The 14350-nt window shown below is 59.1% G+C and carries 13 protein-coding genes; 4 read left to right on the top strand and 9 right to left on the bottom strand.

From position 1 onward, the window contains the following. Positions 1-69: 69 nt before the first annotated feature. On the bottom strand, positions 70-1650 hold the full coding sequence (rpoN, locus tag LRS06_RS09210) for an RNA polymerase factor sigma-54 (RefSeq protein ID WP_257871225.1): 1581 nt from the start codon (positions 1648-1650) through the stop codon (positions 70-72). 253 nt (positions 1651-1903) lie between these two features. Between rpoN and LRS06_RS09205 the strand changes: the two genes are divergently transcribed. Beyond that, positions 1904-2938 (top strand): hypothetical protein, encoded by a 1035-nt coding sequence (locus tag LRS06_RS09205; RefSeq protein ID WP_257871224.1) that lies wholly within the window; start codon positions 1904-1906, stop codon positions 2936-2938. 74 nt (positions 2939-3012) lie between these two features. Further along, entirely contained in the window at positions 3013-4416 is a 1404-nt protein-coding gene (gene asnS, locus LRS06_RS09200) for an asparagine--tRNA ligase (RefSeq protein WP_257871223.1), read from the top strand. Between the two features lie 91 nt (positions 4417-4507). Here the strand turns inward: asnS and LRS06_RS09195 are convergent, their stop codons facing one another. The 4 genes from LRS06_RS09195 to LRS06_RS09180 form a co-directional block, all read right to left on the bottom strand. Continuing rightward, positions 4508-4759 carry a hypothetical protein gene (locus tag LRS06_RS09195; RefSeq protein ID WP_257871222.1) on the bottom strand — a complete coding sequence of 84 codons (252 nt, stop codon included), beginning with the start codon at positions 4757-4759 and terminating at the stop codon, positions 4508-4510. A 55-nt stretch (positions 4760-4814) separates the two neighbouring features. Then, on the bottom strand, positions 4815-5057 hold the full coding sequence (locus LRS06_RS09190; protein ID WP_257871221.1) for a hypothetical protein: 243 nt from the start codon (positions 5055-5057) through the stop codon (positions 4815-4817). Positions 5058-5282: 225 nt separating this feature from the next. Continuing rightward, positions 5283-5723 carry a hypothetical protein gene (locus LRS06_RS09185; protein WP_257871220.1) on the bottom strand — a complete coding sequence of 147 codons (441 nt, stop codon included), beginning with the start codon at positions 5721-5723 and terminating at the stop codon, positions 5283-5285. 209 nt (positions 5724-5932) lie between these two features. Then, the gene (locus LRS06_RS09180) at positions 5933-6742 is read right to left on the bottom strand and encodes a hypothetical protein (RefSeq protein ID WP_257871219.1); all 810 of its coding nucleotides are present in this window, start codon (positions 6740-6742) and stop codon (positions 5933-5935) included. Between the two features lie 272 nt (positions 6743-7014). Here LRS06_RS09180 and uvrA point away from each other — a divergent pair, with 272 nt between their 5' ends. Further along, complete coding sequence (gene uvrA / locus LRS06_RS09175; protein WP_257871218.1) at positions 7015-10137, top strand: excinuclease ABC subunit UvrA; 3123 nt, start codon at positions 7015-7017, stop codon at positions 10135-10137. 78 nt (positions 10138-10215) lie between these two features. Here the strand turns inward: uvrA and LRS06_RS09170 are convergent, their stop codons facing one another. Together LRS06_RS09170 and LRS06_RS09165 are read right to left on the bottom strand one after the other, a co-directional pair. After that, positions 10216-10875 carry a DUF4142 domain-containing protein gene (locus LRS06_RS09170; RefSeq protein WP_257871217.1) on the bottom strand — a complete coding sequence of 220 codons (660 nt, stop codon included), beginning with the start codon at positions 10873-10875 and terminating at the stop codon, positions 10216-10218. A 48-nt stretch (positions 10876-10923) separates the two neighbouring features. Continuing rightward, positions 10924-11535 (bottom strand): DUF4142 domain-containing protein, encoded by a 612-nt coding sequence (locus tag LRS06_RS09165; protein ID WP_257871216.1) that lies wholly within the window; start codon positions 11533-11535, stop codon positions 10924-10926. A 148-nt stretch (positions 11536-11683) separates the two neighbouring features. On the opposite strand from LRS06_RS09165, the gene LRS06_RS09160 reads away from it, so the two are divergent. Next, positions 11684-12529, top strand: a complete 846-nt coding sequence (locus LRS06_RS09160; protein ID WP_257871215.1) for a hypothetical protein — start codon at positions 11684-11686, stop codon at positions 12527-12529. A 98-nt stretch (positions 12530-12627) separates the two neighbouring features. Here LRS06_RS09160 and LRS06_RS09155 read toward each other — a convergent pair whose 3' ends face one another. Next, positions 12628-13428: an enoyl-CoA hydratase-related protein gene (locus tag LRS06_RS09155; RefSeq protein WP_257871214.1), complete on the bottom strand. Its 801-nt coding sequence runs from the start codon at positions 13426-13428 to the stop codon at positions 12628-12630. Positions 13429-13482: 54 nt separating this feature from the next. Beyond that, positions 13483-14205: a 2-C-methyl-D-erythritol 4-phosphate cytidylyltransferase gene (locus LRS06_RS09150; protein WP_257871213.1), complete on the bottom strand. Its 723-nt coding sequence runs from the start codon at positions 14203-14205 to the stop codon at positions 13483-13485. Positions 14206-14350: the final 145 nt, after the last annotated feature.

The following is a 14350-nucleotide window of genomic DNA, read 5'->3' as shown; positions in this document are numbered from 1 at the left end:
GCCGACGCTTCCGATTGGCGGCTGCCAGCCTGCGTTTCGCCTGAAGGTATTTCCTCACTGTTCATTATCCTACAGCTCCTTCCGCAGGCGCGCCACCGGGATGTTGAGCTGCTCCCGGTATTTGGCTACGGTGCGGCGGGCAATGTTGTAGCCGCGGGCGTTCAGCATTTTTTCCAGCTTGTCGTCGGAGAGCGGGCGGGACTTGCTTTCGCCCTCAATAATTTCCTTGAGAATGTGCTTGACTTCCCGGCTCGAAGCATCCTCGCCCGAGTCGGTGGCAATGCCCTCGGAGAAGAAGTACTTGAGCGGGTAGATGCCAAACTCCGTCTGCACGGCTTTGGAGTTGGCCACCCGGCTCACCGTCGAAATATCCATCCCGATTTCCTGGGCAATATCCTTCAGGATCATGGGGCGCAGCTTGCTTTCGTCGCCTTCCACAAAGAAGTCATGTTGATAGCGCACTATCGAGTCCATGGTGCGCAGGAGTGTGTTCTGGCGCTGCCGGATAGCATCGATAAACCACTTGGCCGAGTCCAGCTTCTGCTTCACGAAGGTCACGGCTTCCTTCATCTTGGCGTCCTTTTTCGAGGCCTTATCGTAGGCCTGGAACATTTCCGTGTACGCCGGGGATACGCGCAACTCGGGCGCGTTGCGGGCGTTCAGGGTCAGGTTCAACTGGCCGTTGTCGTTGGTCAGAATGAAGTCGGGAATGATGTACTGCACCTTGCCCAGGCCCACCGGGCCGGTACCGCCGGGCTTGGGGTTGAGCTTCAAAATCAGGGCTATAGCATCCTTCAGCTCGTCGTCTTCCAGATCCAGCTTCTGCTGAATGCGGGAGTAGTGCTTTTTGGTGAACTCCTCAAACGTGTCGGTGATGATGCGCTCGGCGTGCTCCACATCGGGGTCGTCCTGGTGGCGGCGCTCCAGCTGCAGCTGCAGGCACTCCTGCAGGTCGCGGGCCCCAATGCCGGCCGGGTCGAAGCGCTGAATCACGCGCAGCACGGCTTCAATTTCGGGCACCGAGGCTTCCAGATTCTGCGAGAAAGCCAGGTCGTTGGCAATGGCCGACAGGTCGCGGCGGATGTACCCGTCGCCATCAATGGAGCCGATTAGCTGGCGGCCAATGGCTTCCTGTTTTTCATCAAGACTGGCAAAGCCCAGCTGATCGAGCAGGGAGTCGATAAGGGAGCCGCTCGTGTCGGCCAAGGGCATTTCCCGGTCATCTTCGTCCTCGCCGGGGCCGTCGCCCTGCATTTTGTAGCCCGCTATTTCGTCGTCGTTGAGGTAGTCGCTCAGGTCTAGGTCGTCGTTGTCGCTCTGGCGCTCATCGGGCTCGGAGGTTTCCGGTATGGGCAGCTCCACTTCGGGCTGCTCGTCGGCGGGCTCGTTGAAATCCTCATCCAGCGTGCTGTTGTCGCTGTCGAACTCGGCGTCGGGGTCGTTGTCCTCGTCGTCCGAGTCATCGTCGCGCTCCTGCTCCTCAAACTCCTCGTCCTGGTCGTCGCCTTCTTCCAGGGCTGGGTTTACTTCCAGCTCTTCCTTGATGCGCGCCTCCAGCTCCGCCGTCGGAATCTGCAGCAGCTTAATAAATTGAATCTGTTGGGGGGAGAGCTTCTGCTGGAGAAGCTGCTTCATGTCGAGTCGTTGCATACTCAGAAAACGCGTGCGCCCCGCCGGAAATAAACGAGGGAATTAAGCCAAATGTAGCCCTTTCTGTACTTGAGTTAACAGCAAAATGTTGGGGTATCTGCTGTCAGCTTTATCTTTCCGCCAAAGCGCATTGCTGGTAACGCCCGGGGTGACTTGTCATAGCCATATGCTCAAAAGGTTTCTGTTTCAAACGAATTGTAAAGGCTAGAAAGATATGTGGAGTGAACTATCGGCTTTACGTATCTGGGCAGTTTTGCCCAAAGCCGGTCTGCCCGATAAGCTGATACATGAGCCCGAAGTGGAGGATTTTCTGGCAGCAGCCAATGACTTGGAAGCACCCGAAGCTGCAGAAGCACTGGCTGCAGTAGCAGACCTATTACCAACGGCCCAGTTGGCCCAGGGAGCGGTGTTGGCCGTGTGTTGCGGGGCCCTGGTAGAAAAGCATAATCATGCGGAAATAGCTTTTTCGGCTGTGTGGGCCTATTTCCAGCACTTACAAGCGTTGCAGGCTGGCGGCCAGGCACCACCTCCGCAGGTGTGGCGGTTTGCCGTAATGGGCCTCATGGCCATGCTTTGCCGATCAGCCGTCAACCGGCAGCAACTGCAGGCTCAGCCGCACCTAGCTGCTTGGCTGACAGAGCATGATGACCTCTCCGATCATTTCTATTATCTATCGGGCATGTTGCAGGTCAGTGATGAGGCCAGCGTGTATGTGCTGTTTCCGCACTACGGAACGGGCATAGAAGTGAGTGTTAGTCAAGTTAATAATGTGTTTCACTTACTTACGTTGCTGCAACCGTTGGTAGTGCAACAACGCGAAGCGCTGGGGCTGCGCCTGTCTTATCCGCCCACGAATGAACAGCTGCTGCGCTACGCTCAGGGCGTCAGTGCTGAGTTGCCAGACGAGAACATAGATGTGGCTCGGTTTGAGTGGTTGAGCGCAGCCGCATACAAAGGCGGACCACTGGATAGTATGCAGATAGCTTGGGGTGAAGCCTTTGTGCGCGACATGCCCCGGGTGCAGGGCCGAGTGGTGCTGCTGGCCGCCGAACTGGTAGGGCCACCGCGCCGCAGCTGGGATATAGACTTCTTAGCCGTATTACACGATGCGCATCGGCCGCAGGTGCAGCTTCGGCAGCTACTGGCACCCGATACGGTAGCTGAGGTGTTGACCGCGCTACATCCGCCGGTGCCAGCCCTTGCCATGTCAGTATCAGCTTCCTCTATGCCTGCCTCCTCTGCCGGCCGTAGCTGGTGGCAGCGGCTGTTAGGGCGCTTGGCTGGCTGAAAGCTGGTTTCGCACCCTTGACAAAAGCTCTACCTTTGCAGCCAATTCTTTCTTTCGCAGAACATAACCTCCCGATGTCCGACCTCCGAAGAACCAGCGTGCAGGACCTGCTCCGCAGCACCGAGCTGGACCGCGAAGTGCTGGTGAAAGGCTGGGTACGCACCCGCCGCGGCAACAAGTACGTGCAGTTTATTGCCGTGAACGACGGCTCCGGCTTTAATTCCATCCAGGTGGTAGCCAACGCCGAGTTGTTCCCGGAAGAAAAGCTTAAAGCCGACGGCGTAGACAACGGGGCGGCTGTGGCCGTGCGCGGCAAGCTGGTAGCCAGCCAGGGCAAGGGCCAGGCGGTGGAAATACAGGCCGAGGAAATTACGGTGTATGGCACCGCCGACCAGGACGCCTACCCGCTGCAGAAGAAAGGCCACACGCTGGAATTCCTGCGGGGTATTGCCCACCTGCGCCCCCGCACCAACACGTTTGGGGCGGTGTTGCGCATCCGCCACGCCATGTCGTTTGCGGTGCATCAGTACTTCAACAGTCACGGCTACTTCTACATTCACACGCCCATCATCACCGGCTCCGATGCTGAGGGTGCCGGCCAGATGTTCCGCGTTACCACGCTTTCCGACACCAAGCCGCCTCTGAACGAGGCTGGTACGGTGGATTACAGCCAGGATTTCTTCGGAAAAGCCACCAACCTCACCGTGTCGGGCCAGCTTGAAGGCGAGGTGGCGGCTATGGCCTTGGGCAAGGTGTACACCTTCGGGCCCACGTTCCGGGCCGAAAACTCCAACACGGCCCGCCACCTGGCCGAGTTCTGGATGATTGAGCCCGAAGTGGCTTTCTTCGACCTGCAGGACAACATGGACCTGGCCGAGGATTTCCTCAAAAGCCTGGTGCGCTACGCCCTGGAGCACTGCCCTGACGACCTGCAGTTCCTCAACGACCAGTACGACAAGGAGCTGCTCAGCCGCCTGCGCTTCGTGGTCGACAACGACTTCCAGCGCCTCACTTACACCGAGGCGGTGGAAATCCTGAAATCGGCCAAGCAGAAGTTCGAGTTTCCGGTGGACTGGGGTACCGATCTGCAGTCGGAGCACGAGCGGTACCTGGTGGAGAAGCACTTCAAGAAGCCCGTTATCCTGACCAACTACCCCAAGGATATCAAGGCCTTCTACATGAAGCTGGACGAGGACGGCCGCACCGTACGCGCCATGGACGTGCTGTTCCCTGGCATTGGCGAAATCATCGGCGGCTCTCAGCGCGAAGACGACCTGCAGAAGCTGCAGCAGCGTATGCAGGAAATGCACGTGCCTGAGGAAGACCTCTGGTGGTACCTCGACACCCGCCGTTTCGGCTCGGCCCCGCACGCCGGCTTCGGCCTGGGCTTCGAGCGGCTCATCCTGTTCATCACCGGCATGGCCAACATCCGCGACGTTATTCCCTTCCCCCGTTTTCCAAAGAGCGCGGAGTTTTAAATCACGGATTTTGTGTACGTTTCACTTGACAAGAAAGGCAGCCTGCGGGCTGCCTTTCTTGTTTCTGATTCATTTAATCACTCAGCCAAAGCTAGCAGTAGTTCCGCAGCTCTTTGTCATCCACGGCTACCAGTGCATCGAGGCGCAGCTCGAAGCCATCCTGTAGGCGCATGTATTCTACTTTATCCTGAATGAACAGGTCCTGAATGATACCCTGGTAGGTGCTGGGCGGGGTGTCGGGCTCGGTGCGGTAGGTGAGGGTGCAGGGCTGGCCGGTGGTAGCGCGGGCTTCCAGCTCATCATAGAACGAGCAGCTGATGGGCGTGTAGGCAGGAGCAGGCATGGCAGAGAAAATAAAGAGTGGGAAGACCGCCAGCTCGGACTGGATAGCAGGCCGGCTAAGCTGCCAGACGCTGGCCGTTGACGGCTACCAGCCAGGCCAGCGGAAGTTCCTGGCCGGCTTCGAGCGACAAATACTCTCTGGCTTCGCGCTGAAGCAGCCCCGCTACTATTCCGTAAAAGCTAAACTCAGCCGACGTGCCCGGCACCCGGTACACCAATTGGTAGCCGCAGCCTACCCTTAGCTGAGGTGGTAAGGAAGAAGTCAGGGGCCGAAGCACAGGAGAGTAAGTTTCAGGCATATCAAATGAGTAACGGGCCTTCTTAACCGGAGGCCATCCGGCGCAGATACGAAATGCCTCCTATTCTAGTTCGTTGATTCAGATAGTATTGCCGAATAACAAGACGGTTATCGGCAATCCTTTCGCTGGCGTTATCAACTGCTCGGTCAAGACATGGCAAAAGCAAAAGCCAGCCGGCTGCAAGAAGCGACCAGCTGGCTTAGCCAATTTATGCATTCCCTACGGCTAATGCTTGTCTTTGCCGTGGCCTTTGCCATTCCCGTTTCCTTTGCCGTGTCCATTGCCTTTGCCAGGATGAACGCCATAGTACTTTTTGGCCTGTCCGGGAGGCATGGCTTTCGGATACTTAGCCCGGTGGTCCCGGATTAGTACCCAGGGTTGGGAGCCCCGATAGTCGATGACAACCGGATGAAAATTAGCCGGATTATAGCCGTTGAGCGACGTTACCCGCGTCCAGGCATTGTTGCGGTATACGATGTAGCGCTGCCCGCGCAGGTCATAATACCCCCCGATGTCGGGGATATAGTAGTACTGCGCGCCGGCCGGAGCTGCCGGCCCCCAGGAGGGAGAGTTGATATTGATGTTGATCTGCGCCTGCGCCGGAGCAGCACCGGCCAAAAACAGGGCGAACACGCCGGAAAAAGCCAGTTTTGGAAACAGTTTCATAAGATGGGGTGGTTAAGAAAGGAGAGAACGAGCGGACGTTTACAACAATAGCGCCAACTACAGATTTGGTTGGCTGCAGGCCAAGCCCTGAGTTGACATCGTCCTCAACGCAACATGTGGCAGTAGTGTTGATGAACGAAAGCGCCGCCTACAAAAAAGAGCCTCAGTATCTACCTGAGGCTCTTTCATGAATATTGCTAGCGCATGGCCTATTGCCCTCTGCTTCTTCCCCGTCCGCTCTGCGCGTTGCCAGGAGCCTGCTGCGGCTGGCTTCCCCGTCCGCCCGGTGCCGAGTAGCTGCCCCGGCCAGAATTGCTTTGCCCACTGGGCGCTGAGGACCCGCTGCGGCCGTTGCCGTTCTGACTGCTGCGGTCGGGCCGCTCGTAGCTGCCCCGGTCGTCGTTACGGCCGTCGGGGCGGTCATTGCCGCCCCGGTTATCGTAGCCTCCCTGGGAACTGCGGTTGTCGCTGCGGTTGCCGTAGGTTCCGCGGTTGTCGCGGTTGTCGCGGTTATCATTGCGGCTGTCGTATTGGTCCCGGTTGTTGTCGCGGGTATAGCCAGCCTGGTTTCCGGGGCGGTTAGCATAGTAGCCTGGGTTATAGCCGCGAGGGTAGGCTGCGTAGCCCTGACCAGGCCAGCGGGAACCGTAATACCGGCCCGGCTGCACGCCCCACCGGTCGCAGTAAGAGCGGTGGTCGCGCAGGTAGCCCCAGGGCTGACGGCCCACGTACTGCACCACCACAGGATGGAAGAAGCGCGGGTCGTAGGCGGCGTAGGCGCGCGGTAGATACGGCGAGCTAACCCAGGCACCATACACCGGGTCGAAGAACAGGTACTGCCCGGTGTACAGGTCGTAGTAGCCGTCGATTTCCGGAATGTAGTAGTACTGCACGTCCGGGCCTACGCTCGGTCCCCAGTACGGAGTGTTCACGTTGATCTGCACCTGCGCCTGCGCGGAGCCGCTGTGCAGCAGCAACCCAAGCACCAGAGCCAGACCCGATTTCAGCAGAGTTTTCATAGAAGAAGAGTCAAAAGAAAGACGCCATGCCTTAAGGCAAAAGCCGCACCATAATTCACGCGTTAGACGCACAGGCCGCTCAAGGTTTAACAGAACTTTGGGCGGGTCGGGACATTTCCCCCGGAGCCCGTGTTATAGCCCCTATGTGCCCCATTGGGTTTCCGGGGCTGGCCGGGGGATTGTTCGCCAATACGCTTGGCAAATAAGCTATTCGGGCTAGCCGCCGGGGCCCGATTTGCGTACCTTTGCAGACTTATCCGCTTCGCTGCCGCATGGCTAAAAAATCAACTGCTTCTTCCTCTGCTGCCGGCAAACCGGCAACTTCTAAAGCTCCCCGCGCACCCAAAGCAGCCAAGCCCGGCAAAGCGCCCGTAGCCGACGATGCCGCCCCGGCTGCGAAAGCCAGGAAGGCGCCGCACCCGACGGCTGCCGCCGTAGCCGACAATGCCACGGAGCACACCACTGCCGCCGTGCAGGCAGTGCCCCTGGCTGAGCAGGTAAACGAAGCAGTAGTGGAAAACCACGTGGTTACCCGTGGACAGCTGCTGGGCCCTGCCGACCTGGAAGCGCCCTATATTGAAGTGTACGGGGCTCGGGAGCACAACCTCAAAAACGTATCAGTACGGATTCCGCGCGGGCGGCTGGTGGTGTTTACCGGCATTTCGGGCTCGGGCAAGTCGTCGTTGGCTTTCGACACGATTTACGCGGAGGGCCAGCGCCGCTACATGGAAACGTTTTCGGCCTACGCCCGCTCCTTTATGGGCGGGCTGGAGCGGCCCGACGTGGACAAGATTGAGGGCCTGTCGCCGGTTATCAGCATCGAGCAGAAGACGACCTCGCGCAACCCCCGCTCCACGGTGGGCACCATCACCGAGATTTACGACTTCCTGCGCCTTCTCTACGCCCGCACCGCCGAGGCTTTCAGCTACGCAACGGGCCAGAAGATGATCCGGCAGAGCGACGACCAGATCATCAACTACATCCTGAAAGAGTACGACGGCCGCAAGCTGGTGGTGCTGGCGCCCGTGGTGAAGGGCCGAAAAGGCCATTACCGGGAGTTGTTTCAGCAGGTAGCCAAGCTGGGCTTCACCAAGGTGCGCGTGGATGGTGAGCTACTCGACATCACGCCCAAGATGCAGGTGGACCGCTACAAAATCCACGACATCGAAATCGTCATCGACCGGCTCGTGGTGAAGGAGGAAGACCGGTTCCGCCTTTCCGGCTCGGTGCAGAATGCGCTGACCCAAGGCAAAGGCACGATGCTGGTACTCGATGCGGATAAGAAGAAGGAAAACACCCAGTTCTTTTCCCGCTTCCTGATGGACCCGGCTACCGGTATTGCCTACGACGACCCGGCGCCCAATACGTTCAGCTTCAACTCGCCTTACGGCGCCTGCCCCACCTGCAACGGGCTGGGCGAAGTGCAGGAAATCACCGAAGACTCGGTGATGCCCGACAAGAAGCTGAGCATCAGCCGCGGCGGAATTGCGCCCCTGGGCGAGTACCGCGACATCTGGATTTTCCAGCAGTTGGGCCTCATCGTGAAGAAGCACAAGGCCAGTCTGAGCACGCCCATCGAAAAGCTGCCCCAGGAGCTGGTGGAGCGCCTGCTGCACGGCGTGCCCGAGCAGGAGGAAGAGGCCGACCCCAAAAAGGCCAACTACGTGGAGCCTTTCGAAGGCATTATTCCGTTCCTGCGCCGCCAGATGGAGTCTGACTCGGAGAATATCCGGGAGTGGATTCAGCAGTACACCCAGGCCCAGGAATGCCCCGAGTGCCACGGCTACCGCCTCAAAAAGGAAAGCCTGCACTTCAAAATTGCTGGCCACCACATTGGCGAGCTGTCGGTGATGGACCTCAGCGACCTGGCAGCTTGGTTTGAAGGCCTGGAAGCGCGCCTCTCCGACCGCCAGAACCTGATTGCGCGGGAGCTGCTGAAGGAAATCCGCAAGCGCATCGGCTTCCTGCTGGAGGTGGGCCTCGACTACCTGAATCTGCACCGCTCGGTGCGCACGCTCTCGGGCGGCGAAAGTCAGCGCATCCGCTTGGCTACGCAGATTGGCACCCAGCTCGTGGGCGTGCTCTACATCATGGACGAGCCCAGCATCGGCCTGCACCAGCGTGACAACGAGCGGCTCATCAAGGCCCTGCAGCACCTGCGCGACCTGGGCAACTCGGTGATTGTGGTGGAGCACGACAAGGACATGATCATGCATGCCGACCACGTGCTCGATATTGGCCCCGGCGCGGGCATCCACGGCGGACAGATTGTGGCCGCCGGTACACCCACCGAAATCTTCAGCAGCGGCTCCCTCACCTCCCAGTACCTGAGCGGGCAGAAGCACATTGAGCTGCGCAAGAAGAAGCGGGCCGGTGAAGGAAACGAGCTGGTGCTACGCGGAGCCAAAGGCCACAACCTCAAGAACGTGACGGCCAAATTTCCCCTGGGCAAGCTCATAGCCGTGACGGGCGTATCGGGTTCCGGCAAGTCCTCGCTCATTCACGATACGCTGTACCCCATCCTCAACCAGCACTTTTTCAACGCCAAGCGCGAGCCGCTACAGTACGACAAGCTTGAGGGACTGGAGTTTATCGATAAGGTGATTGAAGTGGACCAGTCGCCGATTGGGCGCACCCCGCGCTCTAACCCGGCCACATACACCGGCGTGTTCACCGAAATTCGCCAGCTGTTTTCGTCGTTGCCGGAGGCCAAAATCCGCGGGTACGGACCGGGCCGCTTCTCCTTCAACGTGAAGGGAGGGCGCTGCGAAACCTGCGAGGGTGCCGGTATGCGCACCATTGAAATGAACTTCCTGCCCGACGTGCACGTGCCCTGCGAAACCTGCAAAGGCCGCCGCTACAACCGCGAAACGCTGGAAGTGCGCTTCAAAGGAAAGTCTATTACCGACGTGCTGGATATGACCGTGGAAAAGGCCGTGGAGTTCTTCGAGTTTCAGCCCCGCATCCTGCGCAAGATTCAAACCCTGAACGAAGTAGGCCTGGGCTACCTCACCCTGGGGCAGCAAGCCACTACGCTTTCGGGCGGCGAGGCCCAGCGCGTGAAGCTGGCCACCGAGCTTAGCAAAAAGGACACCGGCAAGACCTTCTATATCCTCGATGAGCCCACCACCGGCCTGCATTTCGAGGATATCAACCATCTGGCCGTAGTACTGCACAAGCTCGCCGACAAGGGCAACACCGTCCTCATCATCGAGCACAACCTCGACCTCATCAAAGTAGCCGATTACCTGATTGACATCGGGCCGGAAGGCGGGGCGGGCGGCGGCACTATTGTAGCCCAGGGCACGCCGGAGCAGGTTGCCAAGTCGGGCAAGGGCCACACCAGCCGCTTCCTGGCTGAGGAGCTGCGCACCAGCAAGTACGCCGAAGCATAACGGCCCGGAACCCCATAAAAAAGCCGCCGGAAGTAGATTCCGGCGGCTTTTTTTATGGGGTTTATGTCAACCCACAGCTTACATAGCGTGCTGTTTCGACATATCCAGGTGGCTCTGCACAACGGGCGTTACTTTCTGGATGAAGCCCTTTAGGTCGGCGTCCTGCGTCATGCCGAGGTGAGCCTGCAGCGTGTTCAGCGTCTTCTGGTGGTCGGCTACCATCTGATCCATGAACTTCTTCTCGAAGTCCTTGCCCGAAAGCTTCCGCATATCGGCCGCAATGGCTTTGTGCTCCGCGTCCATGTCGGTGGGCAACACTACGTTTTTCTTCTGGGCAATGGGCTTCAGGTCGTTGGTCGATTTGGTGTGGTCCTGAATCATCTTGTTGGCGTGCTCTTTCACCATGCCCGTCACACCTTTTTCCAGGGCCAGTTTGCTGAGCTGAATTTCGTTCTGGTCGCTATGCGCAGCTGACTTCATGAACTCGGGGTCGGTGGAGTGCGGGGCGGTGGGACCAGCAGCTGGAGAGGCCGAATCGGCATCAGCGGTTACGGTAGGACCAGCATTGTTGTCAATCACAGTAGCATCGGCTTGAACGCCGCCTTCATCCGCGGCCTTGTCCATGTCGCTAACTGCTTCGCCAGCGGTGCCATCGGTACGCTTGTTGGCATCGCCGCAGCTCGTGTTCAGGGCCAGCAGCGCGGCCAGGGGCAGAATGGCAAACAGGTTCTTTTTCATGAGTGTTTGTGGTTGGCTTGGAGAGATTAGAAAAGGAGAAGAAAGAAATTAAGGAAGGTTCTCGGTTTGATCTTCGAGCTGTTTAATCTGGCTCAGGTGGTCAGAAAGCACGGGGTAGTACTTGGCCGCGAAACCCCGGATGTCGCCATCGTAAGCCTCTTCGCGCATGTCGTCGAAGGCATCTTCCTGCTTGTTGTGCATGTCCAGGAGCAGCTCCACGTACTGCTTGTCGAAGGCGCTGCCACTGGCCGCAGTGAGCTTCTGATATTGATCCTGCTGCTCGTTACCCAGGCCCGAGGGCACCGTAATGCTTTTCTGCTGCGCTACCACCTGCAGCCCCTGGCCGATGGCCGCGTGCTCTTTCAGCAGCCTGGCGGCGAAGTTGCGCACGGCAGGCAGGGTGGCTTTTTGCAGGGCCAGACGACTGGCTTCTGTCAGGAGCTGCCCGCCAGCCGCCGCATTCACCAGAAACTCGGCGTCGCGCTCCTGCTTGCTGGTTACGTCGGCTTCCCCAATGCGACGCTCATTCTCGAAGCGGGCTGCCGCTACCGGGTCCTGCTGCTCACTGTTGGACGAGCAGGCTGCCAGGGTAATGGACAGGGCAATTGCTGAAAACCAGAAAGGCAAGCAGTTGAATATCTTGGGAGAAGAAAAACGCATACCCCACTATACGCGCCGGAGAAGGTCTTGTTATTGTTGGGGTAAGCTCAGCCGCGTAGAAATATTCGGCGGCTTGAATTAAACTAACTTAAACGCTCCGCCTCCAATTAAGCGAAAACAGCTGTTCAACCCTCAACTCTTTTGCCTTATGAAACTGCCTACGCTTTGTCCATGGTATTTTTCTGCCCTCGTCGTGGGGGCTTTGCTGACTGCCGGCTGCGCCAAAGAAAGCGACCAAGCCACCCCCGAGAGCATTACGTCGGCGGAGGATCTGGGAGCGGCTGAGGAGGGCGGCGCCGATCTGCTAAACCTGCTGAATGCCAGTGCGCCCAACGATGTGGCTACCGCCAGCGGCACCGAAGCCGAGGCTGGCGACCTGCTTCGCGTGGCCGGGAACTGCTTCAGCCGCACTTATAACCCCGACACCCGCACCCTCACGCTGGACTTCGGCCCCACCAACTGCGCCGGGCCGAACGGCCGTTTGCGCCAGGGTAAAATTGTGGCCGTATTCAGTCAGCAGCTACGGCAGGTAGGCAGCACCATCACGGTTTCCCTGCTTGATTATTACGTGAATGATCGGCAGCACACCGGCACTCGTCTCTACACCAACTTAGGTCAGGGTTCCTGCTTCGTAGAGGTGCAGGATGCCAGCATCATTACCCCTGAAGGTACCCACAACTGGGCCTCCCAGCGCACCTATACCCGCACCGCTGGCTTCGGAACCCGCACCCTGCGCGACGACACGTACAGCGTGACGGGCTCGGCTACGGGTACTAACCGCAAAGGCGTCAGCTACACGGCTACCATCGAGCAGCCCCTCATCAAATCGTTTGCCGAAGGCTGCGCCCGGCATTTCATCTCCGGTACCGTCAGCATCACCAATAGCAAGGAGAAAAGTCTGCTGCTGAACTACGACCCCGCCGGCACCCAGGCCTGCGACAATATTGCTACCGTAACCATCAATGGCCGCACCCGCACCATCACGTTACACTAGCTGTGACCACAATTGATTTACGCAGCAGGTATTGTATCATAAAAGAAGGCTCCTGATTACAGGAGCCTTCTTTGCGTTTAACTTAAAAAGCGGCTGGCTTATCGGCCAGTGAAGCTAGGCTTGCGCTTTTCAGCAAATGCCTTCACGCCTTCCTGGTAGTCTTCCGATTCGCCGGCAATCTGCTGGCAGAGTGCTTCGTAGTCGAGCATTTCGTCCAGGGTGGAGGTGCCGGCTTTGTTGAGCATCTGCTTGATGAGGCCAATGGACTTGGTGGGGGCCGCGGCGTAGCGGGAGGCCAGACCATAAGCGGCTTCGTCGAGCTGCTCGGCGGGTACTACCTGGTTCACGAGGCCCAGGCGCAGCGCTTCGTCGGCGGGCACTTTGGAGCCCAGCGCGCACAGCTCAAAAGCCTTCAGGGAGCCTACCATACGCGGCAAAAAGTAGGAAGAACCCGAATCCGGCACCAGCCCGATATTGATGAACACCTCAATCAGCGAGGCCTCCACCGAGGCCACAATGGCGTCACAGGCCAGGGCCAGAGAGCAGCCCGCGCCGGCCGCTACGCCGTTGAGGCGGCAGATAATGGGCTTAGGCAGGGCGCGCATGGCCCGGATGATGGGGTTGTAGCGCTTGTGCAGGGAGTCGTAGAACGAGCGTTTTTCACCAGCGCTGGCACCTTTCAGATCCTGCCCCGAGCAGAAAGCCCGGCCGGCACCCGTCAGCACCACGGCCCGCACCCGCACGTCGCGGGCCACCTGTTTGAGGGCGTCCTGCAGCTCATAGCTCTGCGGGTCGTTGAAGGCATTGAAAACTTCCGGGCGGTTGAGAGTGATAGTGGCCACGCCGTCGGGGCGGACGTCGTAGAGCAGGCAGGTGTAGGTGGGCAGGGTTTCAGCCATGAGGAGGAGGGTGGTTATGCCCGGCAAAATACGCCGAATAGCTCAGACAGGAAGCTACGTTGTAGGTTGCTGGGCACGCAGAATGGCCTCGGCTACCAGCATATCTTCCGGCGTCGTGATTTTGAGGTTGCGGTAGTCGCCTTCCACCAGATGAATCGGGTGCAGGTCTTCCACCACGCTGGCATCGTCGGTGAAGGTGGTTAGCTCGGGCAATTGGTAGGCGCGCCGCAGCAGCTCCAGGCTGAAGCACTGCGGCGTTTGCACCAACCGCAGCCGGGCGCGGTTCAGCGCATAGGAGCCCTGCTGGTTGAGGCCCCGTACCGAGTCTTTGGGCACTACGGCCGCCACGGCCGCCCCGTGGTTGTAGGCAGCTTCAAACGTGGCCTCAATCACGCGGGTCGGTGTGAGCGGCCGAACCCCGTCGTGCACGGCTACCACGCCCGACGGCGCGGACAGGTGCGCCAGCCCGTTGCGCACGGAGGCCCAGCGCGTAGCCCCACCTGCCACCACCGCGTGCGGAATCTGCACTTGGTGCTGCCGACAAAGCTGCTCCCAGGTAGTGAACTGGTCGGGCGGAAGCACCAGCACCAACTCCTGCACGCGCAGCGCAGGCTCGGCAAAGCGCCGCAGGGTGTGCAGGAGCACCGGCTCGCCCAGCAGTTCCAGAAACTGCTTGGGCCGATCGGCGCCCATGCGCGTGCCGCTGCCGCCCGCTACGATGATGGCATATCGGGGGACTTGGGAATTTGGGAATTTGGGGACTTGGGTAGCGGCCACGACAAGGGAAAGGAAAAAAATCCGCGTAATAATAAGGCAATAAAAAACGCCGGATGCTCAAATGAAGAGCATCCGGCGCAACCAGAATTCGGGCAAGACATACACCCTAAGTCCCTAAGTCCCTAAGTCCCTAAGTCCCTAAGTC

Origin of the sequence: Hymenobacter sp. J193 (genome assembly GCF_024700075.1) — a bacterium.
In the GTDB taxonomy this organism is placed as follows: Bacteria; Bacteroidota; Bacteroidia; order Cytophagales; family Hymenobacteraceae; genus Hymenobacter.
Note: the sequence above shows the minus strand (reverse complement) of the source record. Positions and strands in the feature narration are given on the sequence as shown.